Origin of the sequence: Rhodococcus sp. UYP9 (assembly GCF_040547235.1) — a bacterium.
Classification (GTDB): Bacteria; Actinomycetota; Actinomycetes; order Mycobacteriales; family Mycobacteriaceae; genus Rhodococcoides.
In genome coordinates this window covers 370057-393321 of sequence record NZ_JBEPPH010000003.1, presented here as the reverse complement: position 1 = coordinate 393321, position 23265 = coordinate 370057, and the positions used below count along the sequence as shown (strand labels likewise).

General features: G+C 62.6%; 15 protein-coding genes and 1 tRNA gene. 9 read left to right on the top strand and 7 right to left on the bottom strand.

Going from position 1 to position 23265, the window contains the following annotated elements; translation table 11 throughout:
- Positions 1 to 85: 85 nt before the first annotated feature.
- Both ABIB36_RS11540 and ABIB36_RS11535 read left to right on the top strand, forming a co-directional pair.
- Positions 86 to 3466, top strand: coding sequence for an ATP-dependent helicase (locus ABIB36_RS11540; RefSeq protein WP_354559698.1), 3381 nt, complete (start codon positions 86 to 88; stop codon positions 3464 to 3466).
- Positions 3463 to 6867 (top strand): ATP-dependent helicase, encoded by a 3405-nt coding sequence (locus tag ABIB36_RS11535; RefSeq protein ID WP_354559405.1) that lies wholly within the window; start codon positions 3463 to 3465, stop codon positions 6865 to 6867. Before ABIB36_RS11540 ends, ABIB36_RS11535 begins: the two co-directional genes overlap by 4 nt.
- Positions 6868 to 6881: 14 nt before the next feature.
- On the opposite strand, the gene ABIB36_RS11530 is transcribed toward ABIB36_RS11535, so the two are convergent.
- Complete coding sequence (locus tag ABIB36_RS11530; RefSeq protein ID WP_354559406.1) at positions 6882 to 7268, bottom strand: DoxX family protein; 387 nt, start codon at positions 7266 to 7268, stop codon at positions 6882 to 6884.
- A 110-nt stretch (positions 7269 to 7378) separates the two neighbouring features.
- On the opposite strand from ABIB36_RS11530, the gene ABIB36_RS11525 reads away from it, so the two are divergent.
- Together ABIB36_RS11525 and nudC are read left to right on the top strand one after the other, a co-directional pair.
- The gene (locus ABIB36_RS11525; protein ID WP_084346895.1) at positions 7379 to 8446 is read left to right on the top strand and encodes a potassium channel family protein; all 1068 of its coding nucleotides are present in this window, start codon (positions 7379 to 7381) and stop codon (positions 8444 to 8446) included.
- A 96-nt stretch (positions 8447 to 8542) separates the two neighbouring features.
- Complete coding sequence (nudC, locus tag ABIB36_RS11520) at positions 8543 to 9445, top strand: NAD(+) diphosphatase (RefSeq protein ID WP_084346896.1); 903 nt, start codon at positions 8543 to 8545, stop codon at positions 9443 to 9445.
- 19 nt (positions 9446 to 9464) lie between these two features.
- On the opposite strand, the gene ABIB36_RS11515 is transcribed toward nudC, so the two are convergent.
- Positions 9465 to 9722 carry a mycoredoxin gene (locus ABIB36_RS11515; RefSeq protein WP_084346956.1) on the bottom strand — a complete coding sequence of 86 codons (258 nt, stop codon included), beginning with the start codon at positions 9720 to 9722 and terminating at the stop codon, positions 9465 to 9467.
- A 102-nt stretch (positions 9723 to 9824) separates the two neighbouring features.
- Here ABIB36_RS11515 and ABIB36_RS11510 point away from each other — a divergent pair, with 102 nt between their 5' ends.
- Complete coding sequence (locus ABIB36_RS11510; RefSeq protein ID WP_084346955.1) at positions 9825 to 11948, top strand: ATP-dependent DNA helicase UvrD2; 2124 nt, start codon at positions 9825 to 9827, stop codon at positions 11946 to 11948.
- 680 nt (positions 11949 to 12628) lie between these two features.
- Positions 12629 to 12907 (top strand): WhiB family transcriptional regulator, encoded by a 279-nt coding sequence (locus ABIB36_RS11505; protein ID WP_179142296.1) that lies wholly within the window; start codon positions 12629 to 12631, stop codon positions 12905 to 12907.
- 37 nt (positions 12908 to 12944) lie between these two features.
- On the opposite strand, the gene ABIB36_RS11500 is transcribed toward ABIB36_RS11505, so the two are convergent.
- The 3 genes from ABIB36_RS11500 to ABIB36_RS11490 all read right to left on the bottom strand — a co-directional run bounded on the left by ABIB36_RS11500 (position 12945) and on the right by ABIB36_RS11490 (position 16729).
- Positions 12945 to 14279, bottom strand: a complete 1335-nt coding sequence (locus ABIB36_RS11500; RefSeq protein ID WP_084346898.1) for an ABC1 kinase family protein — start codon at positions 14277 to 14279, stop codon at positions 12945 to 12947.
- A gap of 65 nt (positions 14280 to 14344) precedes the next feature.
- Entirely contained in the window at positions 14345 to 15205 is an 861-nt protein-coding gene (locus tag ABIB36_RS11495) for a TOMM precursor leader peptide-binding protein (protein WP_354559407.1), read from the bottom strand.
- Between the two features lie 162 nt (positions 15206 to 15367).
- A complete protein-coding gene (locus tag ABIB36_RS11490; protein ID WP_354559408.1) occupies positions 15368 to 16729 on the bottom strand; it encodes a zinc-dependent metalloprotease in 1362 nt (453 codons plus the stop codon).
- A gap of 141 nt (positions 16730 to 16870) precedes the next feature.
- Here ABIB36_RS11490 and ABIB36_RS11485 point away from each other — a divergent pair, with 141 nt between their 5' ends.
- Positions 16871 to 17893: a YlbL family protein gene (locus tag ABIB36_RS11485; protein WP_354559409.1), complete on the top strand. Its 1023-nt coding sequence runs from the start codon at positions 16871 to 16873 to the stop codon at positions 17891 to 17893.
- Between the two features lie 58 nt (positions 17894 to 17951).
- Here ABIB36_RS11485 and ABIB36_RS11480 read toward each other — a convergent pair whose 3' ends face one another.
- Positions 17952 to 18557, bottom strand: coding sequence for a PPA1309 family protein (locus tag ABIB36_RS11480; protein WP_179142297.1), 606 nt, complete (start codon positions 18555 to 18557; stop codon positions 17952 to 17954).
- A gap of 219 nt (positions 18558 to 18776) precedes the next feature.
- Between ABIB36_RS11480 and ABIB36_RS11475 the strand changes: the two genes are divergently transcribed.
- On the top strand, positions 18777 to 21746 hold the full coding sequence (locus ABIB36_RS11475; protein WP_179142290.1) for a UPF0182 family protein: 2970 nt from the start codon (positions 18777 to 18779) through the stop codon (positions 21744 to 21746).
- A gap of 211 nt (positions 21747 to 21957) precedes the next feature.
- Here the strand turns inward: ABIB36_RS11475 and ABIB36_RS11470 are convergent, their stop codons facing one another.
- Positions 21958 to 22593: a transglycosylase family protein gene (locus tag ABIB36_RS11470; RefSeq protein ID WP_084346903.1), complete on the bottom strand. Its 636-nt coding sequence runs from the start codon at positions 22591 to 22593 to the stop codon at positions 21958 to 21960.
- 566 nt (positions 22594 to 23159) lie between these two features.
- Here ABIB36_RS11470 and ABIB36_RS11465 point away from each other — a divergent pair.
- Positions 23160 to 23233, top strand: a tRNA-Met gene (locus ABIB36_RS11465).
- Positions 23234 to 23265 lie beyond the last annotated feature (32 nt).

The window sequence follows — 23265 nt, the reverse complement described above, 5'->3', positions numbered from 1 at the left end:
CGACCCACATCACGTGGACGAGAAACCGAGCATCGAACACGCGGCCGGTGAGGGTCTGTCGGTGGCGCATGATCGAATCGAATCCATGACTACGGCGAATCCGAGCGGAGTACCGACCATCAGCGGCGGCGGTACCACCACACTCGTTCGGGCGCCCAAGGTGAAGTCCCCTCGCCGGATCTGGACCGGGCCCGCTGTCCGTCTTCTTGTCAGCGATGAGAATGCGGCCCAAGCCGCTTCGACCGGATCGCCCGGATGGAACCCGTGGCAAGTCCTCGGTGGCCCGGGTACGGGAAAGACCGCGCTGGTCGCCGACTACGCGGTGTCACGGATCGAGCGAGGCGACCCAGAGTCGGTACTGGTCTTGACACAATCGAAGCGCGCTGCCACCACGGTCCGGGAAGAAATAACTGCTGGACTGTTCGCCGGGGAGCGGGCACCACGTGCAACTCGTGAGCCACTGGTTCGGACCGTTCACTCGTATGCCTTCGCCGTTCTCCGCCTGCAGGCAGCCATCTACGGCAATCCGCCACCACGCTTGCTCACCGGCGCCGAGCAGGACGCAGTGGTTCGAGAGATGTTGCGGGGAGACATCGAAGACGGGGCCGCTGATTGGCCCGAGCGCGTGCGTCCTGCTCTCGGCATGTCGGGATTCGTCACCGCGGTTCGTGACCTGATGCTCCGCTCGGCCGAGCGTGGCCTCGGCCCGGAAGATCTCGTCAAGCTCGGGCGTCGGCACACCCGCCCCGAGTGGGTCGCAGTCGGAAAGTTCGCAGCCAGGTACGAGCAGTCGATGTTGCTGCGCGGTGCTGTCGGGGTAGAAGCAGCGGGAGCGACGGCACCTGGCCTCGATGCTGCCGAGCTCATCGGCAGCGCACTCATGGCGTTCGCCACCGACCCCGAGTTACTGGCGTCGGAGCGCGCTCGGATCAGACATCTCGTGGTGGACGATGCCCAACATCTGGACCCCCAGGCGGCGCAGCTGGTTCGGCTCATCGGCATCAACACCGAGAGCACTGTCATCGCCGGAGATCCGGACCAGTCCGTGTTCACATTCCGCGGTGCCGATCCGTCGTTCGTCGCCGATCTCGCCGAGCCTGGTTCGGAGCGACGGATCGTCCTCGATCGAAACTTCCGCAGCAGCAGCGAGATTGGCGAGATCACCGGACCGATCGCGGGCAGGCTCTCCGGAACAGGGAGACACCGAGGTGCCGAAGCGGTGGGAGAGCCACGATACGGTGCAACTCGCACCCTCGTGCAGACCCTGCCGTCAGTGGCCAAGGAAGCGGCACTGATCGCCGACGCCATGCGAAGAGCGCATCTCGACAACGGAATGCCCTGGTCGGACATGGCCGTCGTAGTGCGATCCGTGCCCAGGACGATTGCGCCACTGCGACGGGCGTTGCAGTCCGCGGGTGTACCGATCGTCACCCCTGCCTCCGAAATTCCCGTCCATCGGCAACACGGGGCGGTCGGTCTGCTGCTCGTGCTGCGTGCGATCGTCGACGAATCCTTCGACGGCGAAGACGCTTTGGCATTGTTGTCCGGCCCGATCGGCGGTGCGGATCCGGTGAGCCTGCGCCGGTTGCGCCGCGGAATACGCCGTATCGAGCTTTCCTCTGGAGGCGAACGCGACTCCGCCGAACTGCTGCGCTCCGTGATCGTCGAGGCTGCACAACCCCCTGAGTCTGCACAACCGACTGACTCCGACGACCGCGACGCGTCGGCCCGTCCCAGTGCCCGCTTTGTCGCAGCGTTGTCCGATGTCGAATCCGCGCCGGTGCGCAAGGTACTCGGTGTCGTCCGTAAAGCGTCCGCGCGCCGAGGTCGCGGAGTCGAGGACGTGCTGTGGGCAGCGTGGCAGGCATCGGGGTTGGAGAGGCGCTGGGCCGCCAGTTCGACGCGGGGTGGATCCACTGGTGCGCAGGCCGATCGGGATCTCGATGCCGTCGTCGCGTTGTTCGAATCAGCCGCCTCGTATGTCGACCGGTTACCCCAGGCGGGACTCGCAGGGTTCGTCGATTACATCTCCGGACAGCAGATTTCGACGTCCAACTCCATCCGTTCGACCGTGCAACCCGATGCCGTCACGGTGCTGAGTGCGCACTCGGCAGCTGGTCGGGAGTGGGAACTGGTCGCTGTCGCGGGCGTTCAGGAAGGCTTGTGGCCGGGTCTGCGCTCGCGGGGAAGTCTTCTCGGTACCGAGGCCCTGGTCGACCTCGCTGCCGGAATCGCCGATGCCGGCGAGCTCATCGATGACAAGCTGTCGAAGACCGCACCCCTGCTGGCAGCGGAACGCAAGCTGTTTCTCGTCGCCTGCTCCCGCGCGCGGTCGGTGCTACTGGTGACCGCCGTGGATTCGAGTACCGGAGACACCGATCTGGTGAGGTCCCGGTTCATCGACGAGCTCCAGGGGCGGGGAGAGCCGGACCTCGATGCGCCCCACACCCCGCCGGCATACGTGTCCGGTCGCATCCTGGCACTGCCGATGCTCGTCGCCGAATTACGCAGCGCGGTATGCGATCCGATTGTCGCAGAACAGGATCCAGCCAAACACGAGCGGGCTGCGCAGCAACTTGCTCGGCTGGCACGGGCGGGTGTCAAAGGGGCGGACCCGAAAGAGTGGTTCGGTATCGGCGGGGTCAGTACCGACTCTCCGCTGTGGACCATCGAAGACGGGCCGGTACCGCTCTCACCCTCCACGGTCGAGCAGCTCACCACGTGCCCTCTGCGTTGGATGCTCGATCGACACGGCGGAAACGACGGTGCCAATTCGCACGCCGTCACCGGCACCCTGGTGCATACCCTCGTGCAGGCTGTGGCAGGCAAGATGCCACCGGAACAGGTTCGGCAGGCACTCGAAACTGCCTGGGATGGCGTGGACTTGGGCTCACAATGGTATTCGCGCCATGAGCTCCAAAGAACCGAAGCCATGTTGAATACCTTCGAGGCATGGCTTCGCGGTACTCGCGGCGAACTCACCGAAATAGGCGTCGAAGTCCAGGTCGAGGGAATCCTGGAGTCACGGTCCGAGGGAGAGCCGTCGGTTGCTCTTCGCGGACGGATCGACAGACTCGAGCGTGATGCCGACGGACGGCCCGTGATCATCGACGTCAAGACTGCCAAAACCGTGATGTCGAAAGAAGACGCCCGCAGACATAGTCAGCTCGCGACGTATCAGGTCGCCGCCGCGGCGGGTGCCATCGAAGGTGAGCCTGCGGGAGAACCCGGGGGAGCGCGATTGGTGTTCGTGGCCAAATCCCACAACAAGGATGGGGCGACGCAGCGAATCCAGCCGGCACCGACACCGGAGGTCCTCGAGGAATGGCGAAATGCCGTGCACGAGGCCGCGTCCGCGACACAGGGGCCGACGTTCGTCGCGTTCGTCAACGACGGGTGTCGACACTGCCCCGTGAAATCGAGTTGCCCAGCGCACGAGACCGGCAGACAGGTGACCGACCGATGATGGCTCGTTCCAAGAATCGGGCTCCGATCGACGTCGGTTCGGCTCGGATCGATCCGATCGAACTGGCGAGCGCTCTCGGTCAGAAGCATCCACCGACACCTGAACAAGCCGCTGTCATCGCATCTGCGTTCGGACCGACACTCGTGGTCGCGGGAGCCGGCGCCGGTAAGACCGAAACGATGGCGGCCCGAGTGGTGTGGATGGTGGCCAACGGCTTCGTGGACCCGGACAGCGTCCTCGGGCTCACCTTCACCAGAAAGGCTGCCCAGCAACTGACGTCGAGAATCCGAGCCCGCCTGGCGCGGCTGGCCGGATCGGATGTCGTGCGTGCACTCGACCCCAGTCTGCAGCTGCGCGACCGTATCGTGAGCGGAGAACCGGAGGTCAGCACCTATCACTCGTACGCCGGACGATTGTTGACCGAACACGGACTCCTGTTGCCGATCGAGCCTTCTGCCACGTTGCTCTCGGAAACCGAACTGTGGCAACTCGCCCACCGCGTCGTCAGCACCTGGGACGGCGACCTCGATACCGACCGCAACCCGACGTCGATCACCGAGACCGTGTTGGCGCTGTCGGGGCAACTCGCCGAGCACCTTGTCGATCCCGATGATTTGCGACAGGCGCACACCGATCTGGACAAGCTCGTGCACACTCTCGCGCCAGGTGCTGGTCAGCGCGGCGGACCCACTAAAGAACTTCTCGACATTCTCGATGCGCAACATAAGCGAGTTGCGTTGTTGCCCCTAGTGAGCCGTCTCGCCGAGACACTTCGACGTGAGGGGGCACTCGACTTCGGGAGTCAGATGTCCATGGCTGCACGAGTGGCTGCTGAGCATCCCGAGGTAGGCCGATCCGAACGGGAACGATTCCGCTTGGTGCTGCTCGACGAATACCAGGACACCGGGCACGCTCAAAGAGTCTTGCTGTCTTCACTGTTCGGAGGAGGTTCCGATTCCACCCTTGCCTTGACAGCAGTGGGGGATCCGATGCAGTCGATCTACGGTTGGCGTGGTGCTTCGGCGGCCAACCTTCCGCGTTTCGCGACGGATTTTCCGTTGGTGGGAGGTGCACCTGCCCCGCGGCTCGAGCTCTCGACCAGTTGGCGCAACCCACCGGAGGCGCTCGAGCTGGCCAACCTCGTCACGGCGCCGCTCCGGCAAACAGGAGTCAGTGTGGCGACACTTCGCGCCCGACCGGGGGCCACACCTGGTGATGTTCGATTGACGGTCACCGACACAGTGCTCAGTGAACGTGAGTGGGTGGGCGATCGGATAGCAGCGGAGTATCGGGCCGCTGCAGAGAACGGACGCACGCCCCCCACAGCGGCGGTACTGGTGCGGCGCAACGCGGACGCCGAACCGATTGCCGAGGTTCTGCGTGAACGAGGCCTCCCGGTGGAGGTCGTGGGGCTCGGCGGCTTGCTCCACATCCCCGAAGTCGCCGACGTGATCGCGATGCTCAGGGTCGTGGCCGATCCGTTGGCAGGGAGCGCAGCAATGCGAATTCTCACCGGGTCCCGCTGGCAAATCGGTGCCGCGGACCTTCGTGCGCTTTCTCGCCGGGCCAGAGAACTGGGCATCAGGTCCGGCTATGGGGCAGTAGGACGCGTCGAGGATGCCGCCGAACTGGATGCTGCGCTCGGGAGCTCGTTGCCCGGCGAGCACTCCGAAGATGCGGGTCTGGCGGACGCAATCGCCGATCCAGGCCCGGCAGAGCACTATTCGGAGGTCGGCCGACGACGTATCACTGCACTCGCAGCAGAGCTGCACACGTTGCGTGACCGTATCGGTCAGCCGTTGACCGAGCTCGTCGCAGACATCGAACGGCTGATGGGAATCGGGACCGAGGCTCAGGCGCGCACACCGTTCGCAACCGGTGGAGACGTCGGCCGGGAACATCTCGACGAGTTCGCCGGTGTCGTTGCTGATTACGCAGACAACCCCAAGGCGACGATTACAGGGTTTCTTTCGTTCCTCTCGGCCGCGGAAACAGTCGAGAACGGTTTGGCTCCCGGCGAGGTCGAGGTGTCTCCACATCGCGTGCAGGTGCTCACGGTGCACTCGGCGAAGGGGTTGGAATGGGAAGTCGTTGCTGTCCCTCATGTCTCGAAAGGGGTGTTCCCGTCGTCGACTGCGTCGTCGACCTGGCTCGGCGCAATGGCCGAGCTGCCGCCTGCCCTCCGGGGAGACAGAGCGCTCGATGCGGAGGGTTCCGACGGTGTGCCCGTGTTGGATCTGAGTGAGCTTTACACCAGGAAGGATCTCCAGGAAGCTGTCGGTCGGCACAAGGACGCGCTGGCACGTCGCCGTCTCGCCGAGGATCGACGATTGTTCTACGTTGCGCTTACCCGAACGGAGCGCGCGCTGTTCGTTTCCGGCCACCAGTGGGACGAGAGCAGTTCCAAGCCTCGTGGTCCGTCCCCGTTCCTGGACGAGCTGAAGAAGTTCGTCGACGAGTCCGCCGTCACAGGATCCGAGCCGGTTGCGGTGATCGACGGATGGGCTCCAGCACCCGAAAGCGGTACCACCAATCCGCTGAGCGCAGAACCGCATTCAGCGATCTGGCCACGCGACCCACTCGGTGCACGTCGCCCTGCCGTGGAGAACGGTGCGCGATCGGTGATCGCGGCGCTTTCGGCATCAACGTCGCAGCATGAGGCGGAGTCAGATAGCCTCACAGATCCTGAGGATTGGGCTGCCGATGTGGATGCCCTCCTGGCCGAACGCGAGGAGCGCTTTCACCCGGCAGTGACCGTTGCGTTGCCCGAGAATCTTTCGGTGAGCCAATTGGTCGACCTCGCCGCAGATCCCGATGCGTTGGCCGAACGGCTCCGACGACCGCTACCGTTCCCGCCGAACCCACTCGCGCGGCGCGGGACAGCCTTTCACGCGTGGATCGAACGGCGTTTCGGGGCAACTCGATTGCTCGACCTGGACGAACTTCCAGGCTCTGCGGACAACGGCGCGGCGGCCGACATCGATCTGGAGACTCTGCAGCACGCGTTTCTCGCGTCCGATTGGGCGCTCCGGAGCCCGATCGAAGTCGAGGTTCCCTTCGAAACATCTGTCGCGGGCACAGTTCTGCGCGGTCGCATCGATGCGGTGTTCGCCGATTCGGACGGAGGCTGGACGGTCATCGATTGGAAGACCGGAAAGGAACCGACAGCCACCGAAGAGGAGTCGGTGGTCATGCAGCTGGCGGCCTATCGAATTGCCTGGGCCGAATTGATGTCCGCTGCGCGCCCCGAATCGGACCCTGTCCCGCTCGACAAGGTTCGTGCGGCGTTCCACTACGTGCGCAGCGGCCGTACTGTCGCCCCGAGTGACCTGCCGGATGTCAAGACGCTCGCCGCGCTCATAGACGGAACCGCGCACGTGGAATTGGGCAGTGAGGCATAGGCTTTCGACGCGATCTAGGATGCGTTACGGCGCGCCTCCAGTGCTTGGGTCACCAACGGTATTTGAAGGGGGAGCCGGGCTATCAACGCAGCCTTGACCACGGGGGAGGTCTTCGGATTCTGGACATACCGTCGTGCAAGGTCGATGTTCGCGGGGAATACGGCTACGAAGAGCGCGGCGGCCAGTGCACCGCCGAGGCGTCTGGTCCGCGGCACCGCGAGCGTCGCGGCGACGGCGAGTTCGGCCACCCCCGATACCTGGGTGTAGGTCCGTGCTTTGCCCGGTAATGCAGCAGGAACCTGAATGTCGAAGTACTGGGGCGTAACGAAGTGGAGAACACCTGCGCCGCCCAATATCGCTGCGAGGCGGACTGCTGCAGCCTGGCTTTTGTGCTCGCTCATGCATATACCGTCCCACACTGGTACGAGGGAAACTCTCCGCAGCGGTACTACGAAGCACTCGAACAGGGTTACGCTGCCAGCCGTGGATGACATCGACGTAGGTAGCCGACGTGGCAGGTAGGCTACGAGCGCGTCTGAGCGCCGGGGACACGCTGACCGACAGACCCGACTTTGCACTCGTGGGTGTACTTCGCGTGCCCGAACTACAGAGCAGTCCGTGGCGCGCAATCTACCGACGCATTCTGGTCGCACTGGCAGTGTTGCTTTTCGCGGCGTTGGTCGTATGGGTCGATCGTGACGGATACATAGACGCGCAGGGCGACGAACTCTCGTTCCTCGACTCCCTCTACTACGCAACCGTCTCGCTCTCCACGACCGGCTACGGTGACATCACACCGATCACGCCGTCGGCGCGACTGGTAAATATTCTCGTCCTCACGCCGCTACGAATCTTCTTCCTCATCTTGTTGGTCGGTACGACGCTCGCGGTACTCACCGAGCGCTCCCGGCAGGCATTCAAAATCCAGCGTTGGAGGCACAAAGTGCGCAATCACACCGTGGTCATCGGCTTCGGAACCAAGGGCCGCACTGCTGTGGACGCCATGCTGGGTGACGGTGTCCCTGCGTCGGAGATCGTGGTGGTCGATACCGATCCAGCCGTGCTGGAATCGGCGTCGAGCATGGGGCTGGTGACCGTGCACGGTTCGGCCACCAAGTCCGATGTTCTGCGGTTGACCGGTGCTCAGCACGCGGCTGCGATCATCGTCGCCACCAACCGGGACGATACCGCGGTCCTGGTGACGCTGACTGCGCGCGAGATCGCGCCCAAAGCGAAGATCGTCGCGGCGATCAGGGAAGCAGAGAACACCCACCTGCTGCGGCAATCAGGTGCCGACTCGGTGGTCGTGTCTTCCGAGACTGCGGGCAGACTGCTGGGAATCGCAACGACGACGCCGAACGTCGTGGAAATGATCGAGGATCTTCTGACTCCCGAGGCGGGCTTCGCCATCGCCGAACGTGAAGTCGAACGCGACGAGGTCGGGGGTTCTCCTCGCCACCTGACCGACATCGTTCTGGGGGTTGTCCGCAGCGGCAAGCTCTTCCGTGTCGGATCGCCCGAGGTCGATGCAGTCGAGGCGACCGACCGGTTGCTCTACATTCGTCGCGTCGGCGACTGACGGCGAGATGTCGAGCACGCGAACCTGCGTAGTCGCTCGGCGTAGTCGCTCCAGTCCTACGGCAGGGTCCGATGCCTCCACGATAGTGTCGTCGTTGTGCCACGATTCGAACTTGCTCAACCCCCGCTTCTGTCACGGTCGCCGCTCGATCGCGCCGAGGAGTCGAGAAAAGATACCGAAACTCTGCGGGCGGGCTGGCCGACCGCGAAAGTAGTGCAGATCGATCACCGAGGTCGGTTCCGGATCGATGCATCGCGCCTCGTCTACACACCTACCTCCGAGGTTGCGGCCGAGCCTGCCTTGGATGCGGTCTTTCTCGGAATTCGAGACGGCCACCATCTTTGGGCTCAGCGCGTAGGCGCCCTGACCGGTGAGTTGGGGGATCTACGAACAATTGGAGAGCGTCTCGACGAGACCGAGTTGTCGATTCTCACCACCGCGCTCGCAATCCTCAACTGGCACGCCAGAGCGAGTTTCAGCGCCATCGACGGGGCGGCGACCACACCGTCGGCCGCAGGATGGTCGAGGACGAGCACGTCCGACGGTCACGAGGAGTTTCCTCGCACGGACCCCGCGGTCATCTGTCTGGTTCACGACGGCGCCGACCGGGTCCTCCTCGCTCGTGCACCGACGTGGCCCGAGCGAAGGTTCTCCATTCTGGCGGGATTCGTCGAGGCGGGGGAGTCCCTGGAAACATGTGTCGTCCGTGAGATCTCCGAAGAGGTCGGCATCACCGTGTCCGACATCACCTACCTGGGAAGTCAGCCGTGGCCTTTTCCCCGGTCGGTGATGATCGGCTTCTCGGCAGTTGGCGACCCGGAAGTGCCCCTGCAATTTCTGGACGGCGAAATTGTGGAGGCTCATTGGTTCGACCGTGAGGAAGTGCGAGCGGCGCTGAAGTTGGGGGACTGGGCAGCCGATTCCGATTCACGGTTGCTACTCCCCGGATCCATTTCCATCGCACGCGGAATGCTCGAGGCCTGGGCCGCCGCCGATTAGCGGTCTCGACCCGGGCGCCTTACATCGACAAAGCGCTTTTCACAGCCGCGAGTGAGGGATTGGTTGCAGTGGTGCCGTCGGCGAACAGCACGGTGGGGACGATGTGGTTGCCTCCGTTGACACTGCCCACGAACTCTGCCGACGCCGGATCTTTCTCGATGTCGATCTCTTTGTACTCGATACCGGCTTCGTCCAGTTGGGTCTTCAGTCTGCGGCAGTAGCCACACCACGTAGTGGAGTAGACGGTGAGAGCGGCCTGGGTTTCGGGGGTAGTCACGAGGATATTCAACACCGTCCGGTGTGTGATTGTTCCATCGCAACACTCGGGCAGCCGGCGTCCGTAACCGCGCTCCAAGAACCGTCGGTGCCTCCTGACATGATGGTCGGCATGCCAGTGGACTCGATGATCGCCGGGTTGGATCCCGAACAGTCTGCTGCCGTGTCGGCGCCACGTGGTCCCGTGTGTGTTCTGGCAGGTGCAGGAACAGGTAAGACTCGGACCATCACCAGGCGGATTGCGCACCTGGTCTCGGCCGGGCACGTCTCGGCGGGCCAGGTGCTTGCGGTGACCTTCACCGCACGCGCGGCAGGGGAGATGCGTGGCCGCCTCCGCGAGTTGGGTGTCGGTGGTGAAGGCCCGCCGGTGCAAGCGCGAACCTTTCACGCTGCTGCGCTCAGGCAGCTCAAATACTTCTGGCCGCAGGTTGTCGGTGACACCGGCTGGCAACTGCTCGATCGCAAGTTCGCACTGGTGAGTCAGTCCGCCCATCGTGCGGGTGTGTCGACGTCCACCGATTCGATCAGGGACCTGGCGGGCGAAATCGAATGGGCCAAAGGTTCGCTCGTTGCGCCCGAGGACTATCCCGCGGTAGCGGCACGCCTGCATCGAGAAGTTCCCATGGATGCGTCGAAGGTCGCATCGGTCTACGCAGGCTACGAGGACCTCAAGACTCATGGCGGCGACGGCATGTTGCTCGATTTCGACGACCTGCTGTTGCACACTGCGGCTGCTCTCGAGGAGCACTCCGCGGTCGCTGACGAATTTCGCGAGCGATACCGATGCTTCGTGGTGGACGAGTACCAGGACGTGACGCCGCTTCAGCAGCGAGTCCTCGATGCTTGGCTCGGAGAACGCGATGATCTCACCGTCGTCGGAGATGCGAATCAGACTATTTATTCCTTCACCGGTGCAACCCCGCGATACCTCCTCGACTTCTCCCGACGCTTCCCCGACGCCACAGTTGTCCGACTCGAGCGCGACTACCGTTCGACACCCGAGGTCGTGTCGTTGGCCAACCGAGTCATCGGCGCAGCGCGAGGACGCATCGCCGGTACCCGGTTGCAGTTGATCGGGCAGCGGCCGTCAGGGCCGGAACCAGAGTTCTTCGAATACGACGACGAGCCGGCCGAGGCCGACGGAGTCGCCCGCGCTGTGAAGAGATTGATTTCTTCGGGTGTGGCACCTTCGGAAATTGCGGTGCTGTATCGGATCAACGCTCAGTCGGAGGTTCACGAGCAGGCGTTGACGGAAATGAAGATCCCGTATCAGGTTCGAGGCGGCGAAGGATTCTTCAACAGACCGGAAGTTCGCCAGGGTATTTCTGCTTTGCGCACGGCGTCGGGTCGAGACGATCTCCCGATGGAGTCCAAGTCGGGTAAGGGTGTGCCCGCACTCGTGCGCGCTGTTCTCGCACCGCTCGGTCTGACCGCAACCGAACCAGCAGGTGCTCAGGCTCGTGAGAAATGGGCGTCGCTAGGCGGTCTGGTTCAGGTGACCGAGGAACTGCTGGCGCAGGATCCCGAGTTGGACCTCGATCGTCTCTTGGGTGAACTCGCAGCGCGTGCCGAGGCGCGGCATCCACCGGTTGTACAAGGCGTCACCCTTGCCTCCCTGCACGCAGCGAAAGGTCTGGAATGGGATGCAGTGTTCCTCGTCGGACTTGCCGACGGAACGCTTCCCATCTCGCACGCGCTGGGCAATGATCCGAGTTCGAGCAATGATGCTGCCATCGAAGAAGAGCGGCGGCTCCTCTACGTCGGTGTCACGCGCGCGAGGGAGCATCTTCACCTGTCGTGGGCGTTGGCCCGCAACGAGGGCGGGCGGAAGTCGCGTCGGCGATCTCGCTTTCTCAACGGATTGATTCCGGAGGACTCACCTGCGTCTCGGATTGCAGCACCTGCCACGAAGAAGTCCGGCCCCAAGTGCCGCCTGTGTGGGAAGCCGTTGATCGGTTCCGCCGCAACGATGTTGGGTAGATGTGAAAGCCATCCGTCGGATGTCGATGTCGAGCTTCTCGACGCGTTGAAGTCGTGGCGGCTGGACAAGTCCCGCGAGTTGAAGGTGCCCGCATACGTTGTGTTCAGCGACACGACTTTGACGGCGATCGCAGAACAGCTTCCACAGGACGATCGCGGTCTCGTCGCCATCCCCGGCATCGGTGCCAAGAAGCTCGAGCGGTTCGGTGAGGATGTGCTGACGGTGGTTCGCTCCTCGGCCAAGTAAATGGTGTCGCTACCGCAAAACTGCAGGTAGAAAATAGCTTGTGCCGTTCGAAGCGTGGGGTTTAGTCTGTTTCCACCGCCCGTGGTAGACCGCGAGCGGTAAATATTCACTTGGTGAACGAATTATCCATTGGTCGAAGAGGAGGTGGGAGAAACAATGAAGAATCACATTGTCGTTGCTGATGAGACGCGCGCTGTTCGGTCCGTGCCTCTGGCTCGTGTTTCTGCCTACCTCGCCACAGCCGGAGCAACCATTGGTGCCGGTGCCACCCCAGCAGGGATTGACACGATGACTGCGCACTGGCCAGTCCAGGTAGCAGGCGCAGCAGTACGTCCCGCAGCGGCAGCAGCCTTTCATCGCCGAGCACACAGTACGTCCGTGATCGAAGGTCGATATCGAGGAAAGTCTCGATAGGAACGCTTCGAGAATCGCCTCCGAAGGCCACGGACCCGCTCACGCGGACCGTGGCCATTTTTGTTCGAGAAGACCCCCTCCTGACTCGAACGTTCGGCCCAGGGTTCGCACAGAAGTCGCAGAACCGCACATACGCCGTACGACAAGTAGAGGAGACTGACGTGTCTACCGTCATAACCCGGACGACATGCCGATACGAGGTCGAGAGTTCGACCGAGTCACATTCGAGCGCAGCACGTATCGCTGCGTCACCGCAGCATGTAACGATATCGACTGATAATGGAATTCTCTTCGGAGTCGAAGTACCCTGCCGGGCAGACGATCCCGACTTGTGGTTCGCGGACAGTCCACATGAACTGGAGCGAGCCAAGGAGTTGTGCCTCGAGTGCCCCATCCGCCGCATGTGTTTGAGTGCCGCACTCGATCGCGCCGAACCATGGGGTGTGTGGGGCGGCGAGATACTAGATCAGGGTGTCGTCATTGCCCGTAAACGTCCGCGTGGTCGGCCCCGGAAAGACAGGAGCAACCAACGGGAGGTTGCGTGAGATCGGTATAGGATGCCCGGCGTGTGCGTCGGTTCGATCAGCCTTCGCTCGACTGAGCGTCGTCGTCGGTGAAGCCGGGCATCCATTCGGTCAAGATCGACATGTAGGGCGCGTATGCGTCCAATTGTGCACAGATACCGACCAGGCCACCGAGAACTCGGAAGATCATGATGTATTCGGCAGGCATATTCAGTGCGCGAACTGTTTTGAGCTGCGCGCTGTCGAATTCAGCTGCGGAACCCGCTGCCTTCTGAAGCCATGCGCGCGTGAAGTGGAATGTATCCGTGCGAATCGGATCTGTGAACGGCCGTAGATAGTCCGATATTTCCGTCGCGGTCACAGTGCGCCCCGGAATGACGAATCCATTGTCGGTACACAGTTCGACCAACTCGTCGAATCGTTCCTCGCGCGCCAACCGAACCATCCTGCCCAGCACCGGCGGCAAGCCGTTCGGCATCGGTGCGGTCGCACCGAAGTCGATGACGCCGAGTCGGCCGTCGGGCAGCAGCATGAAGTTTCCAGGGTGCGGATCGGCGTGTAGTAGACCTGCCCGTGCCGGAGCCGCAAAAGCGAACAACGCCAGCAGAGCTCCCGCGTCGTTGCGTTGCTGTGCTGTTCCGCCCGCGATGATGGTGGCCAGCGGTGTACCGCTCATCCACTCGCTGACCAGGACCTTCGGCGCGCTGGCGACGACACGGGGTACCGCGAATTGTGGGTCACCGTCGAATTCTTGCGCGAAAGCCCGCTGGTTGGTTGCCTCGATACGGTAATCGAGTTCGTCCTCGGTCCGAGCTATCAATTCTTCGAGAACGGGCTTGACGTCTGCGCCGGTGAAGATGGCGCTGAAGGTGTTGGCAAAACGCGACAACGTCTTCAGGTCCGCACGCAAAGCGTCGTCTGCGCCTGGGTACTGAACCTTGACCGCGACGTCTCGACCGTCCGCCCAGACCGCGCGGTGAACCTGTCCGATGCTCGCCGACGCCACCGGAGTGTCGTCGAAAGAAATAAATCGGGATCGCCACGTGGTGCCGAGCTGCCGGTCGAGCATCCGATGCACTTTGTCCGCTGGTAGGGGCGGTGCATCCGCCTGGAGCTTGGTGAGCGCCTCGCGATAAGGCTCAGCGAACTCCTCTGGGACGGCGGCCTCCATCACGCTGAGTGCCTGCCCGAACTTCATTGCGCCACCCTTGAGTTCGCCGAGCACCGAGAAGAGTTGCTCGGCTGCTTTGGCGGCTAGTGCGCTGTCGATTTCTTGGCGATTGCCGCCGGCAAGCTTCTTCCCGAAGCCCACCGCGGCCCGCCCGGCGATACCGATCGGAATTCGTGCGAGCTTGGCAGTTCGGGCTGAGCCGCGGCGAGGAATGTCTGACACATACCCATCATGGCTGAACGAAGAACTTCTTGCCCACCTAGCAGGTGAGAGCACACATGTGACTGCTATACGAGGGCGCAGTCGCATCCTGGGTGCCGAACCCAGTGGCGCGAGTCCATGGTGTGCGCCACGAGATCGAGCTCCAGCGACATGTCCCCAAGCGCCGCGTCATGTCCGGCGACGAATGCTTCGATCTGGGCGAGCGCGACGGCAGCGGTTGCCAGGACGGTGGGCTTGGTGGCTTCACCGACACGGCCGAGGAGTTGCGCCGACACGTGCGGCCACTGTGGATCCAAGCTGCAGCGAATCAACTCCGCGCACCGAAGGCAACTGGTATTACCGGGGTCGACGAACGGACCCACAATCCCCTTGCCGTCGCGGATTCGGACCTGAAGATGGGGGGTGCGTGAACGCACGAGCGAAGTGATCACGCGCGGATCGGGCGCCATATCGTCGGCGAGAACGACAATGTCACAGGGCCACCCGGCGTCGTCCACTTGAAGTAGTTGTGCAGGCGCGACACTCGAACGCTCTACGACGAGGATCGAGGAAGGGGTCAGCCCCGCGGCCAAGGCGTCCGACAGCGGTCCTCGTCCGAGTATGTGGACGGTCATCACACTGCTTGCAGTTCCGTCCGTCGACGGAAGGACTCCCTCGCTCAGCAGTCCGGCCTCGTCGAGTTCGGCGAGGAGAGTGGACATCGAGTTGCCCGTCAACCCCACTGTGCACCCGAACCACACCACGTGAGCACGAGAATGGGCGCCGTCGAGCTGGCCGAGGATATCGAGCAGCACCTTCGGTTCGACCCCTGATGGGGGAGTGAGGATGTACGACCGGTCGGGATCCCAACCGACACGAACGGTCCCGTCCCGTTGTACGAACGCCGATACACGAAGCTTCGGTCGACGGATCGCTGATGTGCTCATGAATCGAACGATGACACTCCGGCACGGTCCCACCGCGTCGCGAACCGTCGGTTATCCACAGGCCGCCAACGCGGCTGAACAGCGAATAGAGCAAAAAACTGGGTGGATCGAAGAATTTCGATCCACCCAGTTTCCGGCAGCGTTCTTCCCCAGCGTGTATTACTAGGAGGACTTGTCGCCGTCCTTCTTTTCCCGTTCGGATCGTTCCTGAGCCTCGGTAGCTTCGAGTTGCGCGATCGGGTCGTCGAAAGTGCTCGATCCGCCGCCCACGACGCCGTCGATGAATCCGGCGGGATCGTCGAGATCTGCCGATACGGGCAGCAGATCGGGGTGAGACCACACACCATCGCGTCCATCGATGCCTGCCGCGGTGGTGAGTCGACGCCACAGCTCGCTCGCCTCGCGAACCTTGCGGGGGCGCAACTCGAGACCGACCAACGTTGCGAAGGTTTGTTCCGCCGGTCCACCCGATGCGCGACGGCGTCGAATGGTCTCGCCGAGCGCACCTGCGCCCGGAAGCCTCTCGCCGAGAGCTTCACCTACGACGGTCTCGACCCAGCCCTCGACGAGCGCCAGCATGGTCTCGAGGCGTTCGAGCGCGTGCTTCTGCTCAGGCGTCGTCTGCGGCTCGAACGCGCCTTGCTGCAGAATTTCTTCGATCTTCGACGGATCGGTGAGGGATGCGGGGTCGAGGCCTGCCGCCGCCTCCTCGATTGCCGAGAAGTCCATCCGAATGCCCCGGGCATACTCTTCCACCGTGGCGAGCACGCGCTGCCGCAACCACGGAACATGGCTGTACAACCGGTGATGTGCAGCTTCGCGGGCAGCCAAGAACACGAGAACTTCGCGTTCGGGTTGTTCCAGACCTTCGGAGAACGCTGCGATGGCCTCTGGCAGTAACGCTCCGACCCCGCTCGGTCCGAGCGGAAGGCCGATATCGGTAGAGGTCAGTACTTCTTTGGAGAGCTGGCCGAGAGCCTGACCCAGCTGAGACCCGAACGCCATCCCACCCATCTGAGTCAGCATGCCCATCATCGGCCCGGCCGCCTGCTGAGCTTCACTCGGAAGACCGGAAGTCCACATTCCGGAGATCTGCTCTGCGACTGGATCGCACAACCGCTTCCAGGTTTCGATGGTGTTGTCGAGCCAGTCGCCAGGAGTCCACGCAAGGGTCTTGCTCGCCCCGGCAGGCAGCGTCGTAGCGCCGTCGAGCCAGAGTTCGGCGAGGTGTGCGGCGTCCGCGACAGCCCCGGACTTTCCCGCGGCCACCGGAGTGATCGTGCCGATCTGCTGACGAGCGAGCTGCAAAGCCAGGTCGTAGTTCACCGGCCCCGCATTCGCGCCTCCCTGTCCTTGGGCGCCCATTCCGCTCAGCATCTGCCCGAACTGGGTAAGCATCTGGCCCAGGGCCGCGGGGTCGAAACCCTCACTGCCGAATCCGAAGCCGCCGGGCGTGCTGTTTCCGCCCTGATCCTTCTTCTTGTCCGGATCTTCGTCGGAGCTCTCGAAACCAAAATTGCTCATGGGTCAACGGTACAAGGCTGCAGCGCTCGAGGGTATCAAGGGCGATCACGCTGTCGGCGAACACGCGCACCCGCCCGCCGAGAATACGGAAAGGAGGGGTCTCGCACCTGCCGTCATTCGATCGGTTCTACTGTTTGTCGGGTGAATCGTAGGATCGCTACTCTGGTCGCCGCCCTTGTGCCCGTTGTCGTACTCGGTGTCGCGGGGACGGTCGTCACCGTTCCGTTCGCTGCGCTCGGTCCGGGGCCCACCTACAACACCCTCGGTGATGCAGACGGGGTGCCCGTAGTCGAGATCGACGGCGTGGGCGTAGACCCCACCACCGGCCATCTGAACATGACCACCGTCGCGGTGCGTGATCAATTGAACATCTTCGAGGCGTTCGGCTACTGGGTGAGCGGACGGCAGGGACTGGTGCCGCGCGAAGAGGTGTATCCACCGGACAAAACGAAGGAAGAAGTCCAGCAGAGTAACGAGGCGGATTTCGAGCAGTCGGAGGCCAGCGCAGAACTTGCCGCGTTGCACCACCTGGGCTTGCCTGTGGTGCTCACGGTCGGATCGGTCGCCGCCGACGGGCCGGCAGCGGGGAAGCTGACCGAAGGTGAAGGCCTGATCTCGATCGACGGCGTTCCCGCCGACACCGTTGCGGGGGTTCGTGACGCCGTCAGTGCTCGAGCACCCGGTGCCGTCGTCGAGATCGTGGTGTCGAACGAAAACGGCGAACGAACCGAAACCGTGACGCTCGGGGCCCGACCGGACGACCCGGAAAAGGGGTATCTCGGTGTCACACCGGCCGAGAAACCCGATGTCCCGTTCACCGTGAAGTTCAACCTGGCGGATGTCGGCGGACCCTCTGCCGGCCTGATGTTCAGTCTCGCGGTGGTCGACAAGCTCAGCCCCGGCGAATTGAGCAACGGTGACTTCGTGGCAGGCACCGGCACGATCGACGCAGCCGGGACGGTGGGACCGATCGGCGGCATCCCGTACAAGCTGATCGCCGCGAGGGAAGCTGGTGCGACGACATTCCTCGTTCCGTCGAGCAACTGCGACGAGGCGAAACAGAACGTTCCCGATGGCCTCCGGCTGGTCAGGGTCGACTCGCTCGACGGCGCTATCGAGTCACTGCAGGCGATCGGCGACGGGGGAGACGCACCTGCCTGCTGAGTGAGGCCTAGTCCACCCGTTCAGTCCTCGTCGACCCCGTCAGTCCTCGTCGACCCCGTCAGTCCTCGTCGACGTTGTCGAATGTCGAGTACAACGCGTGCACGACATTGGGTGCGAGGTTGTCGTAGAGGAGCAGTTCGATCGGAGCGAAGGGATCGGCGTCGTCGTCCGGCTGCATCTGTAGCAGCGTCAACGTGGGGCCGTCCTTGATCACCGCGGCGATGAGTCGGCCGTCCTTGCGATCGGGGTGGGTCCGAGCGGCGATCCGCGCTGCCTCGTCTGCTGCGTCACTGTTCGCGAGCAACGGCACGAGTGCTTCGTCGAGCGCTGATTCGGCTGCCGGTGGTAGCACGACGATCTCTTGGACGAGTGCGCATCCGACGACTCCCTCCGGCCAGCTGGTTGTGGCGAGAAACTCGTCCAGTGCCGGCGAACCGCCCTTGATGTCGTCGGGAAGCGAGTGCTGCTGAATAGGAGTGAGCTTCGAACCGTCGGCCAGTTCCTCCAGTAGTCCAGGCTCCGCGGCAGCCAATACCGAGGTCGGGACCAATGCGAACAGTTGCGGTGGCTGTCCCCACCCTTCGGCGTCGACGAAATCTGCCACTTCGTGCGCGCATCGCGCCAGGGCGGCACCGAGCTCTTCGGGGTCGTTTTCGTGGTCTATGCCGTCGCCGTACAGGTCGTCACTGAAATCGCTCACGTATTCATCCTCCCACCGAGCAGAAAATGCACCTCGCAGGGCTACGAAAGAGTCGACGGGTGTGGGCGAGTCGGTGACGTCTTCCGTACAGTGGTTCTCAAATCGGACATGGCGGCGCACGATGTGTGCCGCCGAAGCCATCTGCGGTACAGATTTGTACCGCCCGAAGTTGGAGTGTGGCACGTGGGCATGAGGGCCCCCTCCGGACTACCGTCGCTGTCGCGGCGGAGCCGAATTCTACTTGTCCTGGCCTTGGTCCTCGCAGCGTTGCTGCTGATCGGCCCACGCCTTATCGATACCTACACGAACTGGCTGTGGTTCGACGAAGTCGGCTTCCGCCAGGTCTTCACCACGACAGTGCTGACTCGCTTGGTGATCTTCCTGGCTGTCGGCTTGCTCGTCGGTGGCCTCGTATTTCTGTCGATGTGGTTTGCCTACCGGAATCGTCCCGTCTTCGTTCCCGTTGCCGGGCCGAACGATCCGATTGCTCGGTACCGCACGACAGTCATGAGCAGGCTCCGTCTGTTCGGCGTCGGAATTCCCCTGATCTTCGGTCTCATCTCCGGTCTCATCGCGCAGACCAACTGGGTCACGGTCCAGTTGTTCATGCACGGCGGCGATTTCGGAGTTGCCGATCCGCAGTTCGGTCTCGACGTCGGCTTCTACTCGTTCGACCTTCCGTTCTACAGATTCATTCTGAACTGGTTGTTCGTCTCCACCCTCATCGCGTTCTTTGCGAACTTGGTGACGCAGTACATCTTCGGTGGCATTCGTCTAGCCGGCCGCGAGGGCGCGCTCACTCGGTCCGCACGTATTCAGTTGGCGGTCCTTGCCGGTTCGTTCGTGCTGTTCAAGGCAATTGCGTACTGGTTGGACCGATACTCACTGCTGTTCAGTAGTCGGAAGGAACCGACGTTCACCGGACCGGGATTCACCGACATCAATGCGGTACTTCCGGCCAAACTGATTCTGTTGGCCATTGCATTGATCTGTGCCGCAGCTTTCTTCGCGGCGATCTTCCTCCGCGATTTGCGTGTTCCAGCGCTCGCAACGGCATTGCTGGTGCTGTCGTCGGTCCTCGTCGGCGCTGTGTTCCCGCTGCTGATGGAGCAGTTCTCGGTTCGTCCCAACGCTGCAGTCAAGGAGCGGGCGTACATCGAGAGGAACATCGCGGCTACCCGAGATGCCTATGGCATCGGGGACGACAACGTCGAGTATCAGGATTATTCGGGCGAAGGTTCGCAGTCTCCGCGGGAAAGCCCGGCGGACATCACCACTATTGCGAACACGCGTCTGCTCGATCCGAATGTTTTGTCGCGCACCTTCACTCAGCAGCAACAGCTGAAGAACTTCTTCGGGTTTCCGACATCGCTGGATGTCGATCGGTATGAGATCGACGGCCAGCTGCAGGATTACATCGTCGCTGCACGTGAGCTGTCGCCCGAGAGTCTTACAGGTAACCAGACGGACTGGATCAACCGGCACACGGTCTACACGCACGGAAACGGTTTCGTGGCGGCGCCGGCCAACCGCGTAAACAAAGCGGTGCAGGATCCGACTGCAGAGGGGTCCAACAGCAACAGCGGCTACCCGATCTACACCGTCAGTGACATTGCTTCGCAGGGCACCGATCAGGTCATTCCAGTGGATCAGCCCCGCATCTACTACGGCGAGGTCATTGCACAAGCCGATCCCGATTACGCCATCGTCGGTACCGGCGGTTCGAGCGGAGATCGCGAATACGACACCGATACTTCTCGCTACACCTATTCCGGTGCGGGCGGCGTCCCAATCGGTAACTGGTTCAACAGGTTGGCCTTCGCAGCCAAGTACGCCGAGCGCAACATCCTGTTCTCGGGCGCTATCGGCGACGATTCCAAGATTCTGTTCAATCGTGATCCCCGCGAGCGTGTTCAGAAGGCCGCTCCTTGGCTGACCACGGACAGCGACTCCTACCCAGCTGTTGTGGACGGAAAGATCGTCTGGATAGTCGACGGTTACACCACGCTGGAGAACTACCCTTACGCGCAGCGTGCGTCGTTGGACGGTCTCACTGCGGACAGTGTGGAGCCGACGACAGGTCGGCCGCTCCCCAAGAAAGAAGTTTCCTACATTCGGAACTCCGTCAAGGCGACGGTGGATGCCTACGACGGCTCGGTCACCTTGTACCAGGTGGACGACAAGGATCCGGTGCTCAACGCGTGGATGGGTGTTTTCCCCGACTCGGTCCAGCCGGAATCTTCCATCCCTGACGACCTTCGGTCCCACTTCCGGTATCCGGAGGACCTGTTCAAGGTTCAGCGCGAGATGCTCGCCAAGTACCACGTCGACGATCCGAACGAGTTCTTCACCAACAACGCGTTCTGGTCTGTTCCGAGTGACCCGACCGTCGACGGCGGTACCGATCTCAATCAGCCTCCGTACTATGTACTGATCGGCGATCCCGAGACCGGCAAGCCCTCGTTCAGATTGACCAGTGCCATGGTCGGATTCGACCGGCAGTTGCTGTCGGCGTACATATCGGTGCGTTCCGATCCCGAGAACTACGGCAAGTTCACGATTCTCCAATTGCCGACCGACACTCAGACACAGGGTCCACAGCAGGCACAGAACTCGATGACGTCGGATGCACGAGTTGCATCGGACAAAACGTTGTTGCAGCAGTCCAACAAGATCCAATACGGAAACCTGTTGACACTGCCGATAGCCGACGGCGGAATTCTGTACGTGGAACCGTTGTACACGGAGCGAAATACTGCTTCCACATCGACGTTCCCACAGCTGACCAGGGTTTTGGTGAGCTACCGCGAACCGGGTTCGGGAGGTGGTGTGCGCGTCGGATACGCAGCGACGTTGTCGGAGGCGCTCGACCAGGTCTTCGGGTCGGGTACTGGAACTGCGGCAACCGCACCCGGTGGTGATCCCGAGAATCCTCAGCCCACCGTCGAGCCAGGTGCGGCGGCTGGGGCGACTCCGCCACCCGCCACTGCGCCACCGGCTCAGGGCCAGCCGAGTCAAGCTGCTGTGCAGCGATTGAACAGTGCGCTCAACGATGTGCGCACCGCTCAACAGAGCGGTGATCTCGGACGATTGGGAACTGCATTCGACGCACTTCAGCAAGCTATCGACGCGTATAACAACGGCGGCAGCTGACGAAAGCTGCGAGTACCCGAACTATCGGGTACTCGCAGCTACAGGGTGAGGGCACGACCGGTAACAGCTACATCGGTGACAGAGATCTGAAGACGAAAACCAACGCGAACGGCGCCGTCACTCATATGAGTGACAGCGCCGTTCGCGTTGGTGCGAAGCTATGTCGCGTCGATCAGCGCTGACGAATCAGCCATGCCGAACGCGCGATCGACTACCGGCCGATCGCGCTGAAGATCGGCGAGTTGGCTGCAACGAGCTGCTGGAACTGTGCACTGACTCCGTACTGTTCGGCGAGCTTCGACGCAGTATCGAAGCCCTGCTGTGCAACGGTGGTGGCCTGATCGACGTACTGGTCTGCGGTCGCCTGGTACTGCGGCGCAACGGGAAGTTCCGGTGTGACGACGGGCTCGACCGGGGCGATGTACTCGGCCGGTGCTGCTGGTGCCTCCTGGACGGGCGCTACTGGTGCAGGCTCGACCTCGGCGACGGGTGCCGGAGCCGAGACGCCGGTGGTCAAGTTCTGACCACAGACCGGCCATGCTCCGGGTCCCTGGCTTTGCAGGGTGTTCTCCGCTACGCGGATCTGCTCGGCCTTGGATGCGCTCTGGGGTGATCCGCTTCCACCGTTGGCCGTCCAGGTGCTCTGCGAGAACTGCAGCCCACCGTAGTAGCCGTTACCGGTGTTGGTGTTCCAGTTGCCGCCGCTCTCGCACTGCGCGACACCGTCCCAGTTGTGCTCTGCAGCGTTCGCGGTGCCCATCGAGAGGCCGAGGGGGATTGCAACGACGGCGCCGGTGACGGTCGCCCATCCGAGTGCACGCTTGCCGAAATTAGTTCCATTGGACATGTGGGGTAAATCCTCTCCGCGCATGCTGACGCAACCGGCCGTACTGGACTTTGCGAGTGGTGAGTGTCCAAGGCACCGTGTACGAGGCTCTGTGTTCGAGTAACTCGCACATGTTGCGGCTCTGCCCCCGTTCGTATTCGGGGATCCATCCCCCGCGGGGCAGAGCGACGCTAGCGGCGGGGGTGGTACTGGCCCTGTGTTTTAGGACCGAGAGCGAAGGTAGTCGAGGATTTTCGTGACGTCACACTAAGAATTTCCTGCACGACCGTCCACCTGTTGGGACGGATCACGGCGTTTCCGCTGCTGGGGGGCGGTCGGGACCATTTCGTATCCACATCGTTACGTGCTCGTTATGTGCTATACATCACGTAGTTCGAGTGACTCAGGGCACCGTATTGGTCTACTGAATCGGCGTGTCCGGCAAGTTTCGGACTCGACGTGTCGGATGACTGGCATGAAGGGACCGCACGTCCGGTTTTCTCGTCGAGCCGAGAGCGTAGGTCTCGGTTCATCGGTAGCAGCGATTTGCTTTAGTTCCAGATGTTCCGGTAACTTAGCTACTGCATCGCGGGGTGGAGCAGCTCGGTAGCTCGCTGGGCTCATAACCCAGAGGTCGCAGGTTCAAATCCTGTCCCCGCTACTAAGAACAAAAGCCGGTACCAGTCTTGGGTA

What these genes read in the sequence shown, in the direction of transcription:
- ABIB36_RS11540 (WP_354559698.1), top strand. Translation starts at nt 86, where the DNA reads ATGACTACGGCGAATCCGAGCGGAGTACCGACCATCAGCGGCGGCGGT.
- ABIB36_RS11530 (WP_354559406.1), bottom strand. Translation starts at nt 7,268, where the DNA reads ATGAGCGAGCACAAAAGCCAGGCTGCAGCAGTCCGCCTCGCAGCGATA.
- ABIB36_RS11470 (WP_084346903.1), bottom strand. Translation starts at nt 22,593, where the DNA reads ATGTCCAATGGAACTAATTTCGGCAAGCGTGCACTCGGATGGGCGACC.
- ABIB36_RS11490 (WP_354559408.1), bottom strand. Translation starts at nt 16,729, where the DNA reads ATGAGCAATTTTGGTTTCGAGAGCTCCGACGAAGATCCGGACAAGAAG.
- ABIB36_RS11535 (WP_354559405.1), top strand. Translation starts at nt 3,463, where the DNA reads ATGATGGCTCGTTCCAAGAATCGGGCTCCGATCGACGTCGGTTCGGCT.
- ABIB36_RS11510 (WP_084346955.1), top strand. Translation starts at nt 9,825, where the DNA reads ATGGTCGGCATGCCAGTGGACTCGATGATCGCCGGGTTGGATCCCGAA.
- ABIB36_RS11495 (WP_354559407.1), bottom strand. Translation starts at nt 15,205, where the DNA reads ATGAGCACATCAGCGATCCGTCGACCGAAGCTTCGTGTATCGGCGTTC.